Annotated in this window: 19 protein-coding genes; all 19 read right to left on the reverse strand. The window is 63.9% G+C overall.

What is annotated here, in order from left to right; all coding sequences use genetic code 11:
• The coding region (locus Q0C42_RS19335) for a hypothetical protein (protein ID WP_295079931.1) at positions 1-2,060 on the reverse strand (2,060 nt) is incomplete at its 3' end.
• A gap of 452 nt (positions 2,061-2,512) precedes the next feature.
• The gene (locus tag Q0C42_RS19340; protein ID WP_295079934.1) at positions 2,513-4,372 is read right to left on the reverse strand and encodes an ABC transporter ATP-binding protein; all 1,860 of its coding nucleotides are present in this window, start codon (positions 4,370-4,372) and stop codon (positions 2,513-2,515) included.
• Positions 4,369-6,222: an ABC transporter ATP-binding protein gene (locus tag Q0C42_RS19345; protein ID WP_295079937.1), complete on the reverse strand. Its 1,854-nt coding sequence runs from the start codon at positions 6,220-6,222 to the stop codon at positions 4,369-4,371. Before Q0C42_RS19345 ends, Q0C42_RS19340 begins: the two co-directional genes overlap by 4 nt.
• On the reverse strand, positions 6,215-6,964 hold the full coding sequence (locus tag Q0C42_RS19350; protein ID WP_295079939.1) for an SDR family NAD(P)-dependent oxidoreductase: 750 nt from the start codon (positions 6,962-6,964) through the stop codon (positions 6,215-6,217). Before Q0C42_RS19350 ends, Q0C42_RS19345 begins: the two co-directional genes overlap by 8 nt.
• Positions 6,955-7,653 carry a creatininase family protein gene (locus Q0C42_RS19355; protein WP_295079941.1) on the reverse strand — a complete coding sequence of 233 codons (699 nt, stop codon included), beginning with the start codon at positions 7,651-7,653 and terminating at the stop codon, positions 6,955-6,957. Before Q0C42_RS19355 ends, Q0C42_RS19350 begins: the two co-directional genes overlap by 10 nt.
• On the reverse strand, positions 7,650-9,299 hold the full coding sequence (locus Q0C42_RS19360; protein ID WP_295079943.1) for a M14 family metallopeptidase: 1,650 nt from the start codon (positions 9,297-9,299) through the stop codon (positions 7,650-7,652). Before Q0C42_RS19360 ends, Q0C42_RS19355 begins: the two co-directional genes overlap by 4 nt.
• The gene (locus Q0C42_RS19365; protein ID WP_295079946.1) at positions 9,299-10,672 is read right to left on the reverse strand and encodes a M20/M25/M40 family metallo-hydrolase; all 1,374 of its coding nucleotides are present in this window, start codon (positions 10,670-10,672) and stop codon (positions 9,299-9,301) included. Before Q0C42_RS19365 ends, Q0C42_RS19360 begins: the two co-directional genes overlap by 1 nt.
• Positions 10,669-11,376, reverse strand: coding sequence for an SDR family NAD(P)-dependent oxidoreductase (locus Q0C42_RS19370; RefSeq protein WP_295079949.1), 708 nt, complete (start codon positions 11,374-11,376; stop codon positions 10,669-10,671). Before Q0C42_RS19370 ends, Q0C42_RS19365 begins: the two co-directional genes overlap by 4 nt.
• Positions 11,373-12,434: a Gfo/Idh/MocA family oxidoreductase gene (locus Q0C42_RS19375; protein ID WP_295079952.1), complete on the reverse strand. Its 1,062-nt coding sequence runs from the start codon at positions 12,432-12,434 to the stop codon at positions 11,373-11,375. The genes Q0C42_RS19370 and Q0C42_RS19375 overlap by 4 nt, the downstream gene beginning before the upstream one ends.
• A 3-nt stretch (positions 12,435-12,437) precedes the next feature.
• Entirely contained in the window at positions 12,438-13,358 is a 921-nt protein-coding gene (locus Q0C42_RS19380; protein ID WP_295079955.1) for an ABC transporter permease, read from the reverse strand.
• 12 nt (positions 13,359-13,370) lie between these two features.
• Positions 13,371-14,345 (reverse strand): ABC transporter permease, encoded by a 975-nt coding sequence (locus tag Q0C42_RS19385; protein ID WP_295079958.1) that lies wholly within the window; start codon positions 14,343-14,345, stop codon positions 13,371-13,373.
• Between the two features lie 84 nt (positions 14,346-14,429).
• The gene (locus tag Q0C42_RS19390; RefSeq protein ID WP_295079961.1) at positions 14,430-15,956 is read right to left on the reverse strand and encodes an ABC transporter substrate-binding protein; all 1,527 of its coding nucleotides are present in this window, start codon (positions 15,954-15,956) and stop codon (positions 14,430-14,432) included.
• A 23-nt stretch (positions 15,957-15,979) separates the two neighbouring features.
• Positions 15,980-17,056, reverse strand: coding sequence for a Gfo/Idh/MocA family oxidoreductase (locus Q0C42_RS19395; RefSeq protein ID WP_295079964.1), 1,077 nt, complete (start codon positions 17,054-17,056; stop codon positions 15,980-15,982).
• On the reverse strand, positions 17,053-17,961 hold the full coding sequence (locus tag Q0C42_RS19400; protein WP_295079968.1) for an NAD(P)-dependent oxidoreductase: 909 nt from the start codon (positions 17,959-17,961) through the stop codon (positions 17,053-17,055). Before Q0C42_RS19400 ends, Q0C42_RS19395 begins: the two co-directional genes overlap by 4 nt.
• Positions 17,958-18,656, reverse strand: a complete 699-nt coding sequence (locus tag Q0C42_RS19405; RefSeq protein ID WP_295079971.1) for a GntR family transcriptional regulator — start codon at positions 18,654-18,656, stop codon at positions 17,958-17,960. The genes Q0C42_RS19400 and Q0C42_RS19405 overlap by 4 nt, the downstream gene beginning before the upstream one ends.
• The gene (locus Q0C42_RS19410) at positions 18,653-19,555 is read right to left on the reverse strand and encodes a dihydrodipicolinate synthase family protein (protein WP_295079974.1); all 903 of its coding nucleotides are present in this window, start codon (positions 19,553-19,555) and stop codon (positions 18,653-18,655) included. The genes Q0C42_RS19405 and Q0C42_RS19410 overlap by 4 nt, the downstream gene beginning before the upstream one ends.
• Entirely contained in the window at positions 19,552-20,052 is a 501-nt protein-coding gene (locus tag Q0C42_RS19415) for an ureidoglycolate lyase (RefSeq protein ID WP_295079977.1), read from the reverse strand. Before Q0C42_RS19415 ends, Q0C42_RS19410 begins: the two co-directional genes overlap by 4 nt.
• Entirely contained in the window at positions 20,049-20,885 is an 837-nt protein-coding gene (locus tag Q0C42_RS19420; protein ID WP_295079980.1) for a polysaccharide deacetylase family protein, read from the reverse strand. The genes Q0C42_RS19415 and Q0C42_RS19420 overlap by 4 nt, the downstream gene beginning before the upstream one ends.
• An 89-nt stretch (positions 20,886-20,974) precedes the next feature.
• On the reverse strand, positions 20,975-21,961 hold the full coding sequence (locus Q0C42_RS19425; RefSeq protein ID WP_295079983.1) for a succinylglutamate desuccinylase/aspartoacylase family protein: 987 nt from the start codon (positions 21,959-21,961) through the stop codon (positions 20,975-20,977).

The raw sequence follows: 21,961 nt of genomic DNA on the forward strand, positions 1-21,961 counted from the left end.
ACGGCGGTGGTCCCGGATTCGATGGTACGGCTGTCCGTGCCCGCCCCGGCGGTGGTCGCGTTGTTCGGCCCGGTCAGCACTGGCTTGGTGGTGTCGGCGACCGTCAGGGTAAACGCCATCGTCGAGAAGTTGCCCGAGGCGTCGGTGCCGATGACGTTGACCACATAGGTCCCGACGACGCCGGGGGCCTTCAGGGTCAGCACCCCGCCGCTGGTGATGTCGAAGAGGCCAGCGTTGGTGCCCGACAGGCTCCAGGAGCTAATCGGCTCGTTGGCGGTGAAGGTGGTGACGGCGGTGGTCCCGGATTCGATGGTGCGGCTGTCCGTACCGGCTCCGGCGGTGGTCGCGTTGTTCGGCCCGGTCAGCACTGGCTTGGTGGTGTCGGCGACCGTCAGGGTAAACGCCATGACCGAGAAGTTGCCCGAGGCGTCGGTGCCGGTGACGTTGACCACATAGGTCCCCACGACGCCGGGGGCCTGCAGGGTCAGGACCCCGCCGCTGGTGATGTTGAAGAGCGCCGCATCGGTGCCCGACAGGCTCCAGGAGCTAATCGGCTCGTTGGAGGTGAAGGTGGTGACGGCGGAGGTCCCGGATTCGATGGTACGGCTGTCCGTGCCCGCCCCGGCGGTGGTCGCGTTGTTCGGCCCGGTCAGCACCGGCTTGGTGGTGTCGGTGACCGTCAGGGTGAAGGCCATCGTCGAGAAGTTGCCCGAGGCGTCGGTGCCGGTGACGTTGACCACATAGGTCCCCACGACGCCGGGGGCCTGCAGGGTCAGCACCCCGCCGCTGGTGATGTTGAAGAGCGCAGCATCGGTGCCCGACAGGCTCCAGGAGCTAATCGGCTCGTTGGCGGTGAAGGTGGTGACGGCGGTGGTCCCGGATTCGATGGTGCGGCTGTCCGTACCTGCTCCGGCAGTGGTCGCGTTGTTCGGCCCGGTCAGGACCGGCTTGGTGGTGTCGGTGACCGTCAGGGTGAAGGCCATCGTCGAGAAGTTGCCCGAGGCGTCGGTGCCGATGACGTTGACCACATAGGTCCCCACGACGCCGGGGGCCTGCAGGGTCAGCACCCCGCCGCTGGTGATGTTGAAGAGCGCCGCATCGGTGCCCGACAGGCTCCAGGAGCTAATCGGCTCGTTGGCGGTGAAGGTGGTGACGGCGGTGGTCCCGGATTCGATGGTGCGGCTGTCCGTACCGGCTCCGGCGGTGGTCGAGCTGTTCGGCCCGGTCAGCACTGGCTTGGTGGTGTCGGCGTTATAAACAACCGTGACCGTATTTGTCAGTATCGTATTTGCCCCGCCAAACTGGACGGTGGCTTGATATGTCACGGTTGCAGCAGCACTGTTGGTGACAGTAAAGACCGCGGTTCCGTTGGCGCCCGTCGTCGCCGAAGCGGGGGTGATTGAACCGTTTGCGCTGGGGGTTCCTGCAAGCAAGACAGTCGCATTGGCAATCGTTGTTCCATCCGCAAGCTTTGCAACCACGGTGACCGATGCGTTGGCCGCCGTCTGAACCGACGCCGTCGTCCCTCCGTTCACCTGAATTGTGGAAGTCCCCGGGTCGGCCGTAGAGGCAGTGAGGTAGGCGTTGAGCAGGCTGAGGATCTGGTTAGCGCTGCCCGATGCGGAGTAGGTCGCACTGTAGGTTCCGGTCAGAACGAGCAGATAGGATTGTCCAGTCGTCGTTGCGGTAAACACGACAGCCTCGGCGACCGAACCACCCCCCGGGTGACGTGATACCAGAGTGCCGGCCAGCGTCGTTGGAACACCAGCTACGGTGTATCTGAGCGTGCCGGCTGTATTCGTGAAGTTCCGACCGGTCGCCCCGTCGTTGAAGTTCACACTGCCAGCATCGGCGGTCAAGGTTCCGTTGGCGGTAAAGGTCTGTCCGCTGACGGTCCCCGTGTAGGCCCGATTGAATGTGAGATCCGCCGCCGCGGTTGGCTGAACGAAGCACACCATCATGCCCAGAAGCAGGATGAGCCATGCAAGGACCGAAATCCGCGCCTTATCCGCCCGCGCATTCCGCTGCAGATGGGTCCCGACGTAAGAATACAATTGCATTTTAGCTCACCCCAATTTCATCCCTGTTGAAAGGCGAGCGCGAGCAACAACGCAATATGCGCAAAAGGGGGCTGGGCTATCTCTTGGTCATTCGCTTCCCGCGCCCCGTCTTGAGGTCCTGGAACAGGTGTTGTCCGCGCCGAACGACCGCAAAGGACAGGGCAATGCGCTGTAGCTTCCGCATCCCCCGTTCGACTTCAGGGGGCAGCGACAGTCAATTTCACAGGGGCATCCAAGCGCAAGTCGTGTGATCCTCAGTCAGACGAATCATTTTCAAAGACTTGCAGAATCAGGACCTTGGCGCGCCGGTGGCTTTGCGGAAGTCAGGGAATTCGCTTTCCGGAAGCCACCTCTTGCGAGCCATCGCGCTGGAAGCCAGCTTCTGGGGTGGCTTCGGCGGCTGCGGCGACGATGAATGCGAACCTCACCTTGTGATCAAGTTCGGGCACTCATCAGACCGGCCCATCATCAAACGAAGCATGATTGGCCTTGAAGAGCCTTGCGTAGATGCCGCCTTGGGCGATCAGTTCCGAATGGCTACCCTGTTCAACGATCCGCCCCGCGCTGAGGATCAGGATCCGGTCCGCGTTCCGCACCGTGGCCAGACGGTGCGCGATGATCAGGCCGGTCCGGCCCCGCAGCAGGATTGCCAACGCGGTCTGGATCTGCTTTTCGGTCTGGCTGTCGATGCTGGAGGTCGCCTCGTCCAGCACAAGGATTGGCGCATCGGCGACCAGCGCGCGGGCGAAGCTGATCAGCTGGCGCTGGCCCATCGAGAGGTTCGCGCCGCGTTCGTTCAGTTCCGTTTGGTAGCCATCGGGCAGGCGCTGGATCAGGTCATGCGCGCCAACGGTGCGGGCGGCCTGCATCACATCGGAGTCGGTGGCGGTAATCTTGTTGTAGCGGATATTCTCCATCACGTTGCCGGTGAAAAGGAACGGTTCCTGCAAGACCATCGCGATCTGCGCACCAAGTGAGCTTTGGGAAAGCTGGCGTACGTCATGCCCACCGACCAGAACCACCCCTTCCGAGACATCATAGAAGCGGTGGATCAGCGACATGATGCTGGATTTGCCTGACCCGGTCGGACCGACAAGGGCCACCGTCTCACCGGGAGCGACGGTGAAATTGACGCCGCGCAGGACCGGCTGGCCAGGGACGTAGGAAAACTGCACATCGCGGAATTCAACGGCTGCGGGCATGCCGGGCGGCAAGTCAACCGCATCGGGCGCGTCCTTGATGCCGACGGGCACGTCCAGCACCTCGGTCAGGCGCTGGCCCGAGGCCATGGCGCGCTGCATGACGGAATACTGCATGGTGAGGGAGCGGACCGGATCAAAGAAGCGCTGGATGAAGAACAGGAAGGCGACCATCACGCCCACGTCCATGCTGCGGTTCAGCACCATCTGGCCGCCGATGACGACCACAACCGCCATCGCAAGGCCGGTCAACGCATCGACGATAGGCACAAGCACTTGGGCGTAGCGTGCCGCGACCAGATGGGTGCGCAGGTTGGCGGTGGCCTTGTCCTCGAACAGTTGCATGTTGACGGTCTGGCGGGTCATGCCTTGCACCGTCCGCACGCCGTGGATGCCTTCGGCCAAGGCCCCGGCCGTGACCGAGTTCGTGTCATGTGCCGCGATGAAGGCGGCGCGGGCGCGCGGCAGCCAGACGATGCGAACCAGAAAGAGGACAGGCAGGATCGACAGCGTCAAAAGGCCCAGTTGCCAGTCCAGCCACAGCATGCAGCCGACAATGCCGAACAAAAGCACCAGATCGCCTACCGAAATGACCGAAGTTTCCAGAAACTCTTGCATCGAGTTCACGTCACCTTGCAGGCGTGACATCAGGCGGCCGACCTCGGTCTTGTCCATGAAGCTTTGCGATACGCGCTGCAGGTGGGCGAACATCGCCTCACGAATGTCGAAGAGAACGTTCTCGGCGACGCGGCCGACCATCCTTTCCTGAACAAAGCTGGACAGGAAGTTGACAAGGATCGCCACGGCAAAGGCCAGCACGGACCAGATAAGGGCGCTGCGCCCATCGGGGGCCAGCAAGCCTTCGTCAATCGCGGTGCGGATGATGATCGGGATCGACAGTTGCGACAGCGTGAAGACCAGGACCGAGATGACCGAAATCACCAGTTCCCGCCGGTAGGGGCGCACGAAAACCCAGATGCGGCGCATGACATTCGTGTCGAAGACGCGGCCGAACATCTCTTCCTTGATGCGGTGCGATCCGACGACAGCACGCGGCGGGCGGCGGCCGTCTTCCCGCACCTCGTTGCGCTCCATCTCGGTCTCGCCGCTCATGGCCGATCTCCGAAGGATTGGTGCTGCAGGTCATAAAGCGCGCGGTAGCGGCCATTCAGCGCGAGAAGCTCGGCATGGGTCCCCTGTTCGGCGATGGTGCCGCAGTCCAGCACAAGGATGCGGTCGGCATGCATGAGCGTGTTCAGACGATGCGCGATCAGGATGGTCACGCGACTTGCGGCCTTGGCGCGGATGGCGGCGAAAATGCGCTCTTCGGTGCGGGCATCGATGGCTGCGGTGCTGTCGTCAAAGATCAGCACGGCGGGGTCGAGGATCAGGCTGCGCGCGATCGACATGCGCTGGCGTTGCCCGCCCGACAGCGAGGCGCCACGCTCTCCCACAACCGTGCTATAGCGTTCTGGCAGAGCGTTGATGTAGTCGTGCAGCTGTGCATCGCTGCTGGAGGTTTCGATCCCGGCCTCGGGTGCCCATGGGTCGCCATAGGCGATGTTGTTTTCCATCGTGGTGGTGAACATGAACACGTCTTGCGTCACCACCGCGACCGCCTTGCGCACCGAGGGCAACGTAACTTCGCGGATGTCCTGGCCGTCAAGGGTGATGGACCCGCCGGTCACATCGTAGAACCGCGGGATCAACTGGGCGACGGTGGTTTTGCCACTGCCCTGTTCGCCGATGATCCCGATCACCTCACCCCGCTGGGCGGTGAAGGAAATGTCACGCAGCACCAGGTGATCGGGGGCCGAGGGGTAGGCAAAGCTGACGCGGTCAAGCCGCAGGGTGCCTTCGGTCAGGGTCAGAGCTTGGGCATCGGGGGCGGTCGACACGGCTGGCTGCAGGTCCAGAAGTGCAAAGATGCGCGCGCCGCAGGTTGAGGTGCGAGCGACCGAGTTGACCAGCATCCCCAGCTGGCGGACGGGCATCTGCAGGATCATCATGAAGGTCAGGAAGGCAGTCAGGGTGCCCACGGTCATGTTGCCCGCCTGCACCTTGAAGCCCCCGACCAGCAGGACCAGCCCCATCGCGACAAAAAACGACAACGTCATCGCCGAGGTGCTGCGCACCCGCAGCTCCACCCGCTCATGCGCGAGGTCCAGCGCCCGTTCCGAAGCGGAGCGGAACTTGGCCAGTTCATGGTCTTGCGCGGAGAAGGCCCGCACGACTCGGATGCCAGCAAGGTTCTCTTCCATCACGCGGGTCAGGACGGACAGGCGTTCTTGCAGGTCAAGCCAGGTCTGGCGCAGCTCCAGCTGTGAGGTCGAGGACCGCCAGCCGACATAGGGCACGAAGCTGAGCGCCAAAAGCCCGAGCACCGGGTCGATGGCAATCAGCCACCAGCCGCCGAAGCCGATCAGAACAACCAGCAGCAACAGGCGCACCACCCCAGTGGCGAAGAACATCCGCGCGCCTTCAAGGTCAAGGAGGCCAAGGGTGATCAGGTCGCCGGAATGCATCCGGTCATGGAAGCCGAAGCTGAGGTGCTGGATCTTGTCGTAATAGGCCAACCGCAGCCGCAGGCCAGTATGGTGGCCAACCGCCTCGCTGAAGTAGTTCTGAAAGGTAGCAAACAGGCCGCGCAGGGTTGACACCGTCAGGACCAGCAGCGACGTGACCAGAAGCGCGCGGGTTGCGACCTCGTCACCGCCTGTCGCCACGACCTGGGTCTGGTCCACCGCGCGGCCCAGAAGCTGCGGGATGATCAGTTGCAGCACGGCCGCGAACAGAGTGGAGACCAGCGCGAAGGCCATCTGCCAGGGCGTTTCCATCCCGATGCGCAGGACGCGCCACATCGTGCGCAATCCCTTCGACGGGCTGACGGTATCGGTCAGGCCAAGCACCTCGACCGGGCGCGAGGCCGGGTGCGCGGTGTGCTGCGCCTTGGCTTCAGGCATGGCCACCGTCCACAGACAGCACCTGACCGGTGATCCAGCTGGCGTCCGGCCCGGCCAAAAAGGCCACGGCGCCTGCAATGTCTTCAGGCTGACCCAGCCTGCGGGTGTGGGTGCCGGCAAGGATGGCTGCCTGCCCGTCAGGGCCGTAGCTGTCCCATTGGGCGCGGCTGGCAGGGTTGGACAGGACAAAGCCGGGGGCGACGGAATTCACGGTGATGCCGAACGGGCCCAGTTCCAGCGCCAGTTGGCGGGTCAGGCCGACGAGCGCGTGTTTGGCGGCGGCATAGGCCTGGATGCCGGTCAGACTGGCGCGCAGGCCCGCGCCCGAACTGATGGTGACCAGACGCCCCTGCCCCGCCACTTTCATCGCCGGGCCGAAGGCCTGGGCCAGATGGAACGCGCTGTCGACGTTGGCGGCGAAGATCGCCTGCCAGTCGTCTTCGGGCACGTCTTCGACCGGGCGGCGGACCTGGTCCCGCACGCCACCTGCCGCACTGACCACGATAAGGGGCGGGGCGTCCGCCAGCCGGTCGGCCAGCGCACGGACATCGGCGATATGGCCAAGGTCGGCAGCTATTCCCGGCAAGCCAAGCACTGCGCAGGCGGCATCGAAGGCGGTGCCAGGCAGGTCGGTTACCGTGACGCGCGCGCCCTGATCGGCCAAGCGTCGGGCGATGGCCGCGCCGATGCCGCCGACCACGCCCGTCACCAGGGCGGGCGTCCCGTCAAGGGTCAGGCCCATGGCCCCTCCAGCGCGGCGCGGGTTTCTTCCACCCCGATATGCCAGAGGGCATCCGTCACCGAGTCCGGCTTTTGCCAAGCCCCGCCAAAGTTGCCGTCGCCCAGCATGGCGCGGGCAGCGGCGGGCGGGCTGGCGCGCAGCAGGTCAAAATCGGCCATCGGCTTGTCGCCCGCCGGGGCCGGAGCATGTGGAAGCCGGGTCCAGGGGAAGTTTTCCATCCAGCTGGCATGACTGCCGCCGCCGTTTTCCTGCACGAAGGCCCAGGTCCGCGGCGCGCGCCACCAGTTGTGGAACTTGATCGAGGTGTCACCCCAATCCGCCATCAGCTCTTGCGCCAGAGCGTCGACAGGTGCGTTGCCGCCGTGGCCGTTCACGATCAGGATCTGGCGAAACCCTGCCCGGCGGATCGAGGCGAGGGTATCGCGCATCACCGCCAGAAGGGTTTCCACCCGCAGCGTCACCGTACCTGGGTAGGCGACGAAGTAGGGCGCAAGGCCAAATGGCATCACTGGCCAGACTGGGACGCCCAGGGGTTCAGCCGCATCGAGCGCCACCTTTTCGGCCAGGATCATGTCAACACACAGAGACAGCTGCGCATGCTGTTCGACTGACCCGATGGGCAGCACCGCCCGCGGAGCACGCTGGGCTGCGGCCGCCACATCGGCCCAGTTCATTTCAGCAAGTTTCATAACATCGTCTCAAACCGGTGGGTGCCGCCCTTTTCAGAGCGGGCGGTGACAGTGACGCGTCCGGTTCCGCGCACCAACCATTCGACCTTGCGGGCCACGGGCGCCCATTGCTGTCCCCAGTTGGAGTATTCATAGTTGCGTTCGTTGCGGCCCGCCAGATGGCCCAGATCGGCAGTCGTCGGGTTCATCACCACCTCGGCCCCTTCGATGGTCACGGTCACCGGGCGGGCAACCTTGTTCTTGACGGCGACGTCCGAAAGGTTCGTGGGCAGATAGCCGTGGTTGGCGACGATGGCGGTCACTTTGTGGAGGTCGCCGCCCAGCGGTGTCACCGTAACGCTGTCGACCTGCACGCGGGGTGCGGCTGCGGCGTGGCGCAGGTTGAACAGTGTGTTGTCGTGGCAGACCTTTTCCAACAGCTTTCCGGGCGGGTTGCGATAGCTCCAGATATAGACCATTCCACCGACCTCGACCGGCCCAAGCTGCGGGTGGTCGAAGGCTTGCCAGTCGCGGAAGCCGTGGTCGCCGACATTGGCGAGGACCCAGTTGAAAAGCTTGCGCTGCACGTCCGCATCCCGGGGGCGTAGGTTGTAGTAGCCCTTCTTCTCGACCCCGGCGGCGATCTCGATGTCCCATAGCTCGGTCGAAAAGCAGATGATGCCCATCTCTTCATAGACCCAGTCCTTGAGCGAGCCGTGGCGGACCTTGGACTTGTCGGGCGTGAAGTCCTCATAGGTGGAGATCACGGGATAGCCGGTCAGCCGGGTGCCGACCTCGCCCAAGGCCTTGTAAAGACCCAGGTCGCGCGGGCTCATTTCGGCATCCATCGCCATCATCGAAGGGCGCAGGATGATGCCGCCGTGGGTGTGATAGGCGCACATGCCGCAGATGTTGGGATGGTCCAGGATCAGCCGCGCCATGCCCATCGTCTCGGGTTCCGAGAGCGGGTATTCGCCCGCGCCGTATTCCTGCGGCGACCAGTTGATCGGGAAGTTGCGGTTCATGTTGCCGTCGGCCTGCGGCAGGATCTTCACGTCGGCGCCGTTGTAGTCGGGGATCAGGCCCTCAGGGTAGATGCGGTAGTATTCGCCACCCTCTTCGCCCGGTTCGCGCTGGATCATCAGGCGCGGCTCGGCGGGGTCTTTATTCCATTCGCCCTTGGGGTCGGGGACGCGCATGTTGACGATGTAGCCGTCGCCGTCGATGTCCTGCGCTTGCAGCCCTTCAAGCCGGTCCTCGCCGGGCAGGCAGCGCCCGTTGCCGCACCAGGGGTGATAGGGCGCCTTCAGCGCGTATTCCGCCCCATCGGGATTGATGCGGGGGATGATGTAGAAGACCTGACCATCGACCAGCCGCGTGACCTCAGGGTCAGTGCCGTAGCGGGTGAGAAGGTAGTGGATCGCATAAAGCGCGGTGGCAGAAGTCGCGTGTTCCTCGGCATGGATCTGGGCATCGATGTAGAAGCCCGGCTTCTCCAAAGCGGGGCCGGTCTCGGGGTTGGTAATCTGCATGAACCACACGTCGCGCCCGCGATGGGTTCGGCCGATAGAGGTCAGCGTTGCCAAGTGCGGATAGGCGGCTGCCAGCGCCTGCAGATGCCCAGTCATCGCGTCATAGTCGTGGTAGGTGTCGAACCGGATGTCCATTACAGGGTCTCTCCACTGCGGCCGAAGTGTTCCATGATCGCGGCGGCATACTTGATGCCCTTGATATACTTGTCGATGTGGATGTTCTCATCCGGCGCATGCAGGTTGGCACCGGGGTTTGCAAAGCCGGTCAGCACGCAAGGAATCCAGACATGGCGCAGGATTGCGCCTTCGGCGGAGACTCCGTTGACGATGGGCAATTCGCCATAGACCTCAGTCGCGGCGGCGATGATGGCCTGGCTGATGTCTTCCTTGACGCTGATCTTGTAGGGCGGTTCGGCCCCGTCGAAGGCCTTGACTTCGATATGGCCGAAACCATGCTTGACGAGATGCGCCTTAAGGCGGCGGATCGCGGCGTCGGGCTGGATATTGGGGATCAGGCGGAAATCAAGGCGGGCGCGCGCCTCGTTCGGGACGATGGTCTTGGTGCCGGGGCCGGTATAGCCCGCGATCAGGCCCTGTATGTTGGCGGTGGGTTCATAGCTGCGGGCGCGCAGAGCGTCGATGCCGTCGCGGCCCATTGCGAATTGATCAATGCCCCATTCTTCTTTCATCGCCGCCAGATCGACGCGTCCCGCCTTGTCGGCCAGTTGCGCCTCATCATCGGGGCCAAGTTGCCAGAGGCCTTCGTACCAATCGTCGATCAGGATGCGGCGGTTTTCGTCCATGATGCTGTTCAGCGCACGGATCAGGTCCCAGACTGGAGCAGGTACCAGCGGGAAGTTGAGCGAGTGGATGTCCTTGTTGGCCCCCCGCGCGATCAGTTCGACGAAAAGCACGGACTTCAGGCCCAGCGATACGTCCGGCACTTCGGTACCCGTCTCGATAGAGCCATCAAGGCAGTGCATCCCGTCAGCAGCCAAGAGATCCTTGTTCTGCTCGGCCCAGGCGGCAAGATTGGGCGAGCCGATCTCTTCCTCGCCCTCGATCAGGAATTTAAGGTTGGCGGGCACTTCCCCGCGCACCTGCATGAACGCCTTCGCGGCCTTGGTGAAGGCCAAGACGCCGGACTTGTTGTCGGTGGCGCCGCGCCCGTAAAGGACCCCGTCCACCACCGCGCCTGACCAGGGGCCGCCATGCGTCCAGGCGTCGATCGGCTCGGGCGGCTGCACGTCGTAGTGGGCGTAGCACAGGATGGTCTTGGCTTTCGTCTTCGCCTCCAGATGGCCAAAGACCACGGGTGGGCCCTCCGCCAGTTCGTGGAAATCGGCGGGCAGGCCGTCACGGCGCATCATGTCGCGGATCAGTGTGGCGCCTTCGCGCAGGCCGACGTTCTGGGCGCTGATCGAAGGTTGCTGCACGAAGGTTTGCAGATCACGGATGCATTCATCGGCGTTCGCGTCGATCCAGTCGTAGATGGCTTGCATGGTCATGTGTCGGCTCCTGTGGACAAGGCCCAGGCGTCCAGCCGCTGACCTGACAGCTGCATGGGACGCTTCTGTGCCAGATGGGCGAAGGCGGGGGCGAGGCGGATCGGGTCAACCCAGCGGGCGCGCTGTTCGGGGCCGTAGGTCGTCTCACTCATCGGGGTGTGCATCAGCATGCCCGGGGTGATGGTGTAGGAGGCGATGCCGTGGGCCGCGCCTTCCATGGCAAGGCATTTGGAGAAGCCTTCCAGCGCGTGCTTGGCGGCGCAGTAGGCGGTCTCGTTCACGAAGCCCTCGATGCCAGAGCGGGAGGAAACAAAGATCAAAGTGCCCCCCCGCGCCTTCATTTGCGTCCAGACGGCTTGCGTCAGCTGAAAGGCTGCCTGGATGCCGACGTTCATCGTGGCCTGGAAGATGGCGAGGCTGGTATCCTCGACGGCCTCCACCCGCAGGATGGCGGCGTTGTGGATCAGGGTGTCGACGGCAGCGGGCAGTTGGGCGATGGCGGCGGCGGTGGCGGCGGCGTCCGACAGGTCCACCGTCAGCGCAGTCGAGCCGGGGCATTGGGCTTGCGTTTCGGCCAAAGCGTCCGCGTCGCGATCCATCAGGAACAACCGCGCGCCTTGCGCCGACAGATGGCGGGCAATGGCAGCGCCGAGGCCCTGGGCCGCGCCCGTGACGACGATGGTCTGCGAGGAAAGCGGTGTCACGGCTGAACCCAGCGCCGTTCCGTGCCAGACTGGCGAACCGCGTCCAGTACCTTCTGGTTTGCCAACCCGTCCCGGAACGTGGCCCCCCGCGCCAGCGGACGGCCCTCGGCGATTGCCGCGGCCAACTCGCGCATGACAGCGACGACTGAGACGTTCCAGATGCCTGCATTCAGCCCCGGCAGTGCAGCGTTGGGGTCTGGCTGCGTGATCTCTTCAAATCCTTGCCCTGCCTTGGCGAACCAAAGTTTTTCATCGGCATTGTCGAGGGTGATGGTCCCCTTTGATCCGAAGATCTGCGTCTGGTTGCCCATGTTCTGCGCCGCGACACCGGACATGAAGACCTGCGCAAGGGCGCCGCTTGCCATTTCAAGCCCCATCCATGCCAGATCGTCGGCGGTCGCTGTCCATGGCGTTCCGGTGGCCTTGTCGACGCGGTCGGGGATCAGGGTCGGCGCGGCGCCGGTGACCCATGCCACCTCACCCAGCCACCAGCGCAGCATGTCCACCTGATGGCTGCCATTGGCACCAAGGCGACCGCCGCCCTGATCGGCCAGCGACCACCAGTCGCCCTTGGGCCGGCTGGAAGGGTTGGCCCAGGAATTGCCGATGTTCGCGATGTTGACGTGGCGGATCTGGCCCAAGTCGCCCTCGGCGATCATCCGCGCGATATGGGCGCGGTTCGGGTTGAAGCGCAGCTCGTGGTCGATCATGTGGATGCGGCCCGCAGCCTCGGCGGCGTGGAGCATCTGCGCGGCCTCAGTCGCATTCATCGCGGTGGGCTTTTCGCAAAGGACATGCGCCCCTGCGGCCAGCGCGCCCAGAGTTTGGGCTGCGTGCAGGTTGGTCGGGGTGGCGATGCACACAAGGTCGAAGGCGTGATCGGCCAGCATGGCCTGCCAGTCGTCATAGGCATGAGGCACTCCAAACGCATCCGCCGCCGACCGGGCACTTTCCATCCGGCCCGAGGCGATGGCCACCACCTCGGCCCGCGGCACGTGGGCCAGTGCTGGCAGGTAGGCCGCGCGGGCGAAACTGGCCCCGATAATTCCGACTTTCATGATCTATCCCCGTTCCTTGAGGCGAGGGTCAAGCAGGTCACGCAACCAGTCGCCGATGATGTTGAAGCTGAGCACGGTGACCACGATCGCCATGCCGGGAAAGACCGCCAGCCACCACTTGTTGGCGATCAGCTGGTCACGGCTTTGGGCCAGCATGCTGCCCCAGGTGGGCGTCTCGGGCGGGACACCAAGGCCAAGGAAGGAAAGCGACGCTTCGGCCAGGATGACGCTTGCCACGTTGAAAGAGGCAATGACGGTCAGCGGTGCCACGATGTTCGGCAGGATGGTCCGGAACATGATCGAGGTTGTGCTGTCGCCCATGGCACGGGCGGCCTCTACAAACTCTTTTTCGCGCAGGGAAAGGGTCTGGGCGCGCACGATGCGGGCATAGGTGACCCATTGGCCGATCCCGAGGACCAGGATCAGGTTCACCAGCCCCGGGCCAAGAACGACCAGAAACATGATCGCCAGAAGGATAAAGGGAAAGGCCAGCTGAATGTCGCCAAGGCGCATGATGACGTCGTCGATCCAGCCCCCGAAATAGCCCGAAACCAGGCCGGCAATAGTGCCAAGGGTTCCGCCCACGAGGATCGCCGAAATGCCGACCATGAGCGATACCCGCGCGCCGTAAAGGAGCCGGGACAGCACGTCGCGGCCAAGTGCGTCCGAGCCCATGACGAAGGTGGCGCCGTTCGGGCCGGGGGCCATAGGGCCGGCCAGCCGCATCATGATGTTCTGGCGGTTCGGGTCCAGGGGCGAAAGCCACGGGCCGAAGATGGCGACAACGACGACGACAAACAGGATCGCCAGCGCCAGCAGGGGCCATTTCGCAGCCACCATGCTGCGCCCGGCACGGCGCAGTTCTCGGCTGAAGTTCGATCCGGTGACGGGCGCGATGGCGAAAGCATCGGGAAGATTGGTCATCTGGCGCGCCCCTCAGAGTTTCACGCGCGGGTCGATCCGCGCATAGATCAAGTCGACGATCAGGTTGAGGGCGATGAAGATCACCGACAGCACGATGACCGAGGCCTGGACCACGGGAATGTCTTTCTGGTTGATCGCGTTGAACACCAGACGGCCGATCCCAGGCCAGGAAAACACCGTTTCGATCACCACAACGCCGCCAAGAAGGAAGCCAAACTCAAGCCCAACCATCGTGACAACAGGCAGCCAGGCGTTGCGCAGGGCGTGGTTGATCACCACGGCCCGCTCACTGATCCCCTTTGACCGGGCGGTTCGGACGTAATCCTGGCCCAGCACCTCAAGCATTGAGGACCGAACGAGCCGGGCATTACGGGACAGCGAGTAGAAGCCGACCGCAACGCCCGGCAAGACCATGTAGTAGATCGAGCTGGGGATGTTGGTCAGCGCGGTCATGAAGTCGCCCTGCAAAAGCGGCATGATCAGTGGGACATGCCCCGAGATCGGGAACCAGTTGAGATACAGGCCAAAGAACAGGATCATCATGATCCCAAGCCAAAAGTTCGGGATCGACTGACCGAACATCGCCAGCGTCATGATACCCCCATCCACGGGCGTGCCACGGTAAAGCGCGGCAAAGACACCGAAGGGGATGGCCAGGCCGATGGCGAAGATCATTGAAAAGACGGTAAGCTCGATCGTGGCGGGCAAGGCGCCCAGCACGATGTCCATTGCGGGCTGGCGGTAGCTGAGAGAATTGCCAAAGTCGCCCTGCAGGATATTGCCTAGGTAGGTCAGATACTGGATGTGCAGCGGTTGGTCGAAACCAAGCGCCTTGCGGATCATTTCGATTTCCTCTGGCGTCGCGCGCTCGCTGACGAACAGGAAGGTCGGATCGCCGCCAATCTGAAGGGCGACGAAACTGATCAGGGTCACCCCTATAATGACGATGACGCTTTGAAGCAGCCTTCGGATGATGAACGTCCACATGGTACCGGGGGCCTTTCCAAGCAGGGATCGCAGGGTGTGCGGGCACGCGGGGCCGAAGATGCCCCCGCGTGCCGCAGAGTCGCGTCAGTTCAGAGTTGCTGAGAAGAGGTAGACCTTCTCATCCGGACGCGCGGTCCAGTTCAGACGCTTGGAGACACCGTAGAAGTCAGGCTGGAAGTACATGTGCAGCCAGGGGCCGTCGTCGTAGAACACCTGCAGCATCTCATCGATGATGACGCGGGTTTCTTCCGGCGACTTCGAGGCAGCAATGTCAGTCCAGCGATCGAACCAGCGCGGATCGTTCCAGTGGGTGTAGTTCGTCCCGCTGTCCACTTTCGCAAGGTCGGTCATGTCGTAAAGCGGCGACCACAGACCCCCGCCGGAGCCGAGGAAGAACAGCGGGCCGACATTGCGTTCGCGGATCAGAGGCACATAGACCGAGCCCCATTCCATGATGTCGGTTTCGACCTTCAGGCCAACATCCGACAGATACTGCGCCACGGCCAGAACGACGTTTTCATCGTTCAGATACCGTCCGCGGCCCGCCTGGAAGCGGATCGTGAAGCGCGTGCCATCCGCCTGACGCGGCCAGCCGGCAGCATCCAGCAGTTCTTCGGCCTTGGCCGGATCGTAGGGATACGGCGTCAGCGACTTATTGGCGTTGGGCGGGTTCACGATGCCCGTCGCCCGCTCACATGGGAAGTTCAGCAGCTGTGCGCAGATCGCCGGCACGTCGACCGCATATTGCAGCGCGCGGCGCACATCGGGGTTCTGGATCGCATCGCCGCCCGGCATGGCAGCGAATTCCGGCGACAGGTTGAAGCCGACATACATGCGCCGGGTCCCCTGGATCGACTGCACCGCCGCCGTGTCGGACCCATTGATCGCGTCGATCTGGTCGGGGGCCACGTTGGTGATGATGTCGACATTGCCTGCCATCAGTTCGGCGGACCGGGTCGATGCTTCAGGAATGATCCGGTAAAGGATGTTCTGGAAGGTGCCGGGTTCCGACATCTTGCTGAGGCGAACCTCAGACCCGGGTGTCCAGCTTTCCAGCTTGTACGAGCCCGACCCGATCGGAGAGGTCGCAGCCTGTTCAAGCGTCATCTTCTCGTAGCTGTCTTTGCAGTGAACATAGACCTCGGCCAACAAGCCGAAGGCGATCTGGTTCGGGGCGCCGATGTTGATCTGCACTTCAGTATCACTGAGCGCGACAGCATCGACGAACCCGACCGATGAGAACACGAAGCCGGGTGTGTTGCCGGTGAATGCATTCGCCGGGTCCTTGGCGCGGTTGAAGCTATAGGCAACATCTTCTGCCGTCAGCGCTTCGCCATCGTGGCAGGTGCGACCGGCCTCGATGGTATAGGTATAGGCCAGCCCGTCTTCCGAGATGGACAGGTTCGTCGCAAGATCGGGGACCACCGATCCATCGGCTTCGATCGACTGCAGCGTGTCGAAGATGTGCCGAACCACGTTGGCGTTGTCGCGGCTGGAAACGGCAGCCGGTTCAAACGTGGTGATGTCCGCACTAAGACCGACAACAAGCGTGTCATCGGAGACTTGCGCAAAAGCCGTGCCCGCAAGCAGCATGCCTGCGGTAGATGCCATTAAGAGATGTCTTGTCTTGGGCATTAGGACGTCCTCTTTACTGTTGGAGTTGGTGGGGAGGTTCGGCTGACTGGCCCCGCCAGGTCATTCAGTTCAGCCGGATTGATGTTTTTGCCTTGAGAGGAAGAGGCGATGCAGGCCTCGACCATGCGGAGCGATTTCAGGTGGTCCGCGCCGGAACAGTGCAGGGGCGCGGCGTCGATCAGGTGGGCCAGAAAGTCGGCCAGAAGGGCTGCGGCGTCGTCGCGCCACATTTCGGTGGGCGGCAGGTCGACCGGGGTGAAGCTGCGGTCATCGCGCCGGGCATAGGAAAGGGCGCCAAACATCTCGGCTTGGACAGCGACGCCTTTGGCGCAATCGGTGCGCCAATTGAAGCCAAGGTGATCGTGGTTGCCAGCCCAGGTGCCCTGATAGGTCACTTCGATCCCGCCGCCGAAGCTGATCAAAGCAGAGACGTTTGCGTCGCCCGCATACATAGACCAAGGCGGGTTCCAGGTCCGAGCGGAGATGGATACGGGCTCGCAGCCATAGACGTGGCGCATCAGGTCGAAATGGTGGATCGACTGCTCCCACAGCATCGGCTGGGCCATGTCGAGAGGGTAGCGGTTCAGGTGCGGCAAGCGGCCGTCACGCCAGCGTTCATAGGTGAAGCGGCCGAAGGCGGGTGCGCCAAGAAGATCATCGCGGAAGAGGTCGACCAGCGCACGCGTCACGGCGAGATAGCGAAAGTTGAGGCCGACCATGAGCGGCACGTCGGCAAGTTCGGCGCTGGCCACGTGCGCGCTGGCAGCACCAAGGCTATCTGCCAGTGGCTTTTCCGCCAGAATGGCCAGCCGAGCCGAGCACGCGGCAGCAATCTGGGCGTGGCGGTTCGCGGGCGGGGTGATCAGGATGACGGCATCGGCTTCGACCTGCGACGCGACCTCAGCCAGCGTCGTGCCACCGATGCAGGCAGGGTGCGCCTCAAGCCCCGCCGCAAGCCGGGCGGGGTTGGTGTCGACCAGACCGACGATGCGGGCCCGCGGGTTCTCGCCAATCACACGCCGCCAGATGGCGCTTCGCGCGCCAAGCCCCATAAGGATGAGGCGGACCTGCGTCATACCGCCGCCTCGGCCTGGGCAAGGCGGGCGATACCGTCGGCAACTGGCGTCCAGGCAAACCCTTCAAGGGAAGGCACGGACGAAGGGAGCATCGGGGGCTTCGCGCCTTGCTCTGGCACCTTGCGCTGGGTCGCCGCGGGATAATGGCGCCGGATCTGGGCCACGACCTCGCTGTCGCGGGGCGGGTTAGCGGCGCACAAGTGGATGGGTTGCGCGCGACCGGGTCCGGACAAAAGCCGGTCGATGGCGGGACCAAGATCAGGCGCGAAGGTCCAGTCGCGGCGGGGATCGGTGGCGTCGTACTGCAGGGTTTCGCCATTGCGGGCAGCGTCGATCCAGCCTTGCATGAGCGAGACTTTCATCCGGCTGGCCCGCGCAGCCTCGCCCGGGCCATAGAGGTAGCCCAACCGGAGAATAAATGTCTGGCAGATGTCGCCCAAGGCACCCGGCACCAGCGCCTCACCCGCGCGTTTGGCAGCGCTGTATGGCCCCTGGGCAGTTGGGGTGCAGGTGTCGGTCAGGTCTGGCGCGCCATCGGTGGCAGCAAAGACGCCCGAAGACGAGAGATAGACAAAGGCCCGGGGGCGGATTGTGCCAGCATGGGTGAGCATGGTCAGCAGCGGTCGTGTGTTGGCGGCGACATGCTGTGCCGACGTCAACCCCAACGCGGCGGAGCTCGTTGTCAGCGCGGCACCATGGATCACGATCTCTGCCGGCGGCAGAGCGACCCCGTCCGCCGCAAGATCGGCGGCCACCAGGTCGCAACCGGCCAGCCTCTGCTTTGCCGCCGCATCGAAGGTGAGGTCAAGCGCGCAGACCCTGTATCCCATGGCCGCAAGACCAGCCGCGATATGTCCCGCGACGAAGCCCCCTGCCCCAGAGATCAGGACCCGCGCGCCGGTCACAGGTTCATCTCGGCTATGCTTGCAGGGTCAAGATCGGCGATGCTGCGGGTGTGTTCCGAGATCAGGCTGACGGCCTTGTCGACATCCCCGTCTTCCAGCGCGTGTACGATGGGCGGGTGGTTGGCCGCGATCTCGGCGAGGTTGGGCTGGGCCACGTTCCGCAAGGCCATGATCTGGTGGATGCGGAAATAGAGACTGTTCCAAGACGCCAGCAGCAGATCGTGGTCAGACAGACGGATCAGGGTGCGGTGGAACGCTTCGTCAGCCGCGGTCAGCGCCTCGCGGTCATTGTTGCGGGCGGCGGTGGCCATGGCACGGCAGTGGATCCACAGAGGTTCCACCGGCTTGTTCATCTCCAGGATGCGGCGGACGGCCATCACTTCGAACACTTCGCGCAGGCTGTAGGTTTCTTCGATCTCGCGCGCGGTCAGGGGTTTCACCCGCTTGCCTTTGTAGGCGACAGTTTCGACCAGCCCGTCATTTTCCAGGATCTGGATCGCCTCGCGGATCGGGGCGCGGCTGACGTTCATCTGTTCGGCCAAGGCGGTTTCCACCAGCACCGAGCCAGGGCGCAACTTGCCCGAGACGATGGTCCGCCGCAGCATGTCGGCGATCTGCATGCGCAGGGGCATCTGTTCAATCGGGGTGAGTGTTGACAGCACAGAATCCAGCTGGTCGGGAAGTTGATCGGTCACGGGGTGTTTCCTCCAAAACACAAGGCACAGGCACGCAGGATGGCCGCGTCATGCGATGCATCAAGGCGCATCAGCGGCGGACGGGTGATCGCGTAGTCGGGGTCAGACAGGCGGCGGGCGACCGTCGCCTTGATTGCGGGGATAAGCGGCACCTGTTCAAAAAGGGCGCGGATGACGCCGACAGCTTCCAGCCGGGCAGCCTCATCAGGCGTGCCGAGCGCGCGGATCAGGGCCATGATGCCCGCCACGTTGACGTTGGCGCTGGCGCTGATGCAGCCCGCGCCGCCAGCAGCGACGTTGCGCACCAGAAGCGATTCCGACGCGGAATAGGTCTCTATCTCGGGGAAGGCGGCGATCACTGCGGCTGTATTGTCCCAGTTGCCGGAGCTGTCCTTCAGGCCGGCCACGATGCCGGGGAATTCGGTGGTCAGCCGGCCGATCAGGTCAAGCGTGATGCCGACGCCGGTCATTTGCGGGATATGGTATAGATAAAGGCGCAGGCTGTCAGACCCCACAGCCTCGATCAGGCGGGCGTAGCTGGCGAAAAGTCCATCGGGAGACACGGGTTTGTAAAAGAACGGCGGCAGGGTCAGCGTGCCGCGCACGCCATGGGCCAGCGCATGACGGGTCAGCGCGATGCTGTCGGGCAAGGCCGAGCAGCCGGTGCCGGGGATCAGGCGGGTGGCCGGGATACCTGCGTCCACAAGCGCATCAAGGGCGGACATGCGTTCAGCCACGCTCATCGACGTGGCTTCAGACGTGGTGCCGAAGGGGGCCAGGCCATCGGCACCGTCCTCCAGCAGCAGCTTGCAATGCGCGACAAAGCGGGCGGTATCGACGCTGAGGTCGGCCTTGAACGGCGTGATGGCGGGCACGAAAAGGCGGGTCTGGTGGATCATGGTGCAAGCTCTTGTGCCCTGAGGCCGGTCAGTGTGAGGGGGGGGATCGTGACTATCACATCGTCGTCGGGCGCGCCGCGCTGCATCATCACCGCGAAGTGGCCGTCGCGGTCGAGGACCGTGATCGGTGCATGCCAGACGCCCGGTCGATAGACGACGCCCAGTGTGCCCGGCAGCAGCATGGACAGCGCGCCTGCGGGGTCAGGCCTGCCGTCTGCGTCCGCGGGCATGACCGTCACCAGATAGCGGCTGACGTCCAGTGGCAGGAAAATCTGCGCGGCGTGCGGGTGGCGTTCCATCCGATCCAGCGCAAGAGGCAACGCACTGACTGCGACGGTGTTCAGATGGCACTGCAGGTCAAGCGCCGCAGTCGGCTTGAGCCAATGGCCGAACTGCCGCCGACCGCCGGGGCCGTCGGGCGGCGCAAGGATATCGCCGAACGGTCTGAATGCATCCGCGTCCGGCGTTCCTGTCGTGATCTGGTGCCCAAGGGTCATCCCGCACCCACCCCGTCAGGCTGATACGGCACCTGAGCCCGCCAGTGCGCCGCAAGGTCTGCCCTGCGGCACACCCACACATCATCGCGCCCCGCGATATGGTCAAGGAAGGCCATCAGGCCCACGACCCTGCCGGGATGGCCGAGGACGCGGGTGTGCATGCCAACCGACATCATCCGGGGATGCAGGTGCGCCTCGGACGCCAGAATGTCGAAGCTGTCGATCAGGATTTCCCCGAAGGCCCGACCAGTGACCAGTGTCCCGCCGACCAGCTTGGCGTCATTGGTGGCCAGGGAATAGGGGACCACCAGATGACCCTTACCCGCGACGGTTTGCCAATATGGCAGCTCATCGTTGTAGGCATCGCTGTCGTAGGAAAAGCCGCCATGTTCGACCACCAGCCGGCGGGTGGCGGGGCTTGGCCCGTACCGGCAGTACCAGCCTTCGGCCGGCCGCCCCAATGTCTTGAGGATCGAGGCATGCGCGCGCGCGATGTGGTCACGCTCGGTCGCCTCGTCCAGCAGGTAATGCTCGATCCAACGCCAGCCGTGGCAGACGATATCCCAGTCGGTCGAAGCAATCGCCGCGGCCGCATCGGGGGCGCGTTCCAGCGCCAAGGCCGAAGCGAAGACGGTCAGAGGCAGGCCACGGTCCTGAAACAGCCGGTAAAGCCGCCAGAACCCGACGCGCGTGCCGAATTCGAACATGCTTTCCGCTGCAAGATCGCGCAGGCCGGGCGGCACGCGCGCCTGGGCCACTTCGGTCAGGGCGGCGTCGGATTTCCCGTCACCGTCACTGAAGGAGTATTCCGACCCCTCTTCATAGTTCAGCACGAAGTTTACCGCGACACGGGCCCCGTTTGGCCAGCGTACATCAGGTGCGTGGTTGCCATAGCCAATAAGGGGGCGAGCGGTGTCCGGCATCAATCACGCGTCCCCGACACCTTGCAGAAGAAGCAGCACCAGTCGCCGGTCTGCACGTTGGGCAGAGCCCGCAGGCCAAAGAACATGCCGTCAGCCGGGGCGACAAGCTGGGCGAGGGTATCGCCGAAGATGTTGACGATGCGGGCAATTGGATCGCCCTTTTCCATCATCGTCAGAAACTCCACCCCGTCAGCCGGCAGGAAGATGCCAGAGGCGGGGGCAAGCAGGGCCTCTTGTTCGCCAATGTAGCGGGGGTGGGGGTATTCGGCCGTGCCGGGATACATCTTGTAGTGTCGCAAAATGTTAAGGATCGAGTCCGCAAGTTCACGCCCGACACGAGCAAATTCCTTGGGCGAAGTGGCGGACCGGCCGCCAAGTTCGACCGTGATGCCGACCTTGCCCAGCTCTTTCATATGGGCCATCGGGCTGCCTTTCGGCAGGAAGTTCGACATGATGCAGCCCCAGCCGGGGCCCATCGCGGTCGCCAGTTCCACTGAGGCGGGGGATTCGTCGACGAAGATCGCCTTGGCCAGATAGCTGTGCGCGCCGCCCGAATGGATCGATATCTCGAAATCCGCGACCGGACCCATTGCGGCAGCATGCGCGGCGGCGATGCGGTCGGACAGATAGCCCTTGGGATTGCCGGGATAGATCCGATTCATGTCATAGCTGAAGGTGTCCAACGGATTGCCCCGCTGGGCGGCCTCGAACGCGGGGACGTTCACCACCGGGACCATCACCAGACGGCCTTTCAGCTGCGCGGGGTCCACTTCGGCCAGCGCAATCTGGCAGGCGAGCGGGCCTTCCGGTTCATCGCCGTGTATCGCGCCATTGACCCAGAAGCAGGGGCCGTCCATCGCCCCATTGACGATGACGACCGGGATTTCGACCGGCGTGCCTCCGGCCAGATGGGTGACAGGAATGACGCCACGGGCTATGCTGCCCGGTGCGGCCGAGGCGGTGCCGATGGTCAGGGTTTGCGCCAT

Origin of the sequence: Tabrizicola sp., assembly GCF_022842145.1 — a bacterium.
Classification (GTDB): domain Bacteria; phylum Pseudomonadota; class Alphaproteobacteria; order Rhodobacterales; family Rhodobacteraceae; genus Tabrizicola.

Coding starts and splice junctions, on each gene's coding strand:
- Q0C42_RS19360 (WP_295079943.1), bottom strand. CDS start 9,299: ATGGACATCCGGTTCGACACCTACCACGACTATGACGCGATGACTGGG.
- Q0C42_RS19350 (WP_295079939.1), bottom strand. CDS start 6,964: ATGGGCCTGACCCTTGACGGGACGCCCGCCCTGGTGACGGGCGTGGTC.
- Q0C42_RS19375 (WP_295079952.1), bottom strand. CDS start 12,434: ATGAAAGTCGGAATTATCGGGGCCAGTTTCGCCCGCGCGGCCTACCTG.
- Q0C42_RS19415 (WP_295079977.1), bottom strand. CDS start 20,052: ATGACCCTTGGGCACCAGATCACGACAGGAACGCCGGACGCGGATGCA.
- Q0C42_RS19395 (WP_295079964.1), bottom strand. CDS start 17,056: ATGACGCAGGTCCGCCTCATCCTTATGGGGCTTGGCGCGCGAAGCGCC.
- Q0C42_RS19385 (WP_295079958.1), bottom strand. CDS start 14,345: ATGTGGACGTTCATCATCCGAAGGCTGCTTCAAAGCGTCATCGTCATT.
- Q0C42_RS19365 (WP_295079946.1), bottom strand. CDS start 10,672: ATGACCATGCAAGCCATCTACGACTGGATCGACGCGAACGCCGATGAA.
- Q0C42_RS19410 (WP_295079974.1), bottom strand. CDS start 19,555: ATGATCCACCAGACCCGCCTTTTCGTGCCCGCCATCACGCCGTTCAAG.
- Q0C42_RS19345 (WP_295079937.1), bottom strand. CDS start 6,222: ATGCCTGAAGCCAAGGCGCAGCACACCGCGCACCCGGCCTCGCGCCCG.
- Q0C42_RS19355 (WP_295079941.1), bottom strand. CDS start 7,653: ATGAAACTTGCTGAAATGAACTGGGCCGATGTGGCGGCCGCAGCCCAG.
- Q0C42_RS19340 (WP_295079934.1), bottom strand. CDS start 4,372: ATGAGCGGCGAGACCGAGATGGAGCGCAACGAGGTGCGGGAAGACGGC.
- Q0C42_RS19390 (WP_295079961.1), bottom strand. CDS start 15,956: ATGGCATCTACCGCAGGCATGCTGCTTGCGGGCACGGCTTTTGCGCAA.
- Q0C42_RS19380 (WP_295079955.1), bottom strand. CDS start 13,358: ATGACCAATCTTCCCGATGCTTTCGCCATCGCGCCCGTCACCGGATCG.
- Q0C42_RS19425 (WP_295079983.1), bottom strand. CDS start 21,961: ATGGCGCAAACCCTGACCATCGGCACCGCCTCGGCCGCACCGGGCAGC.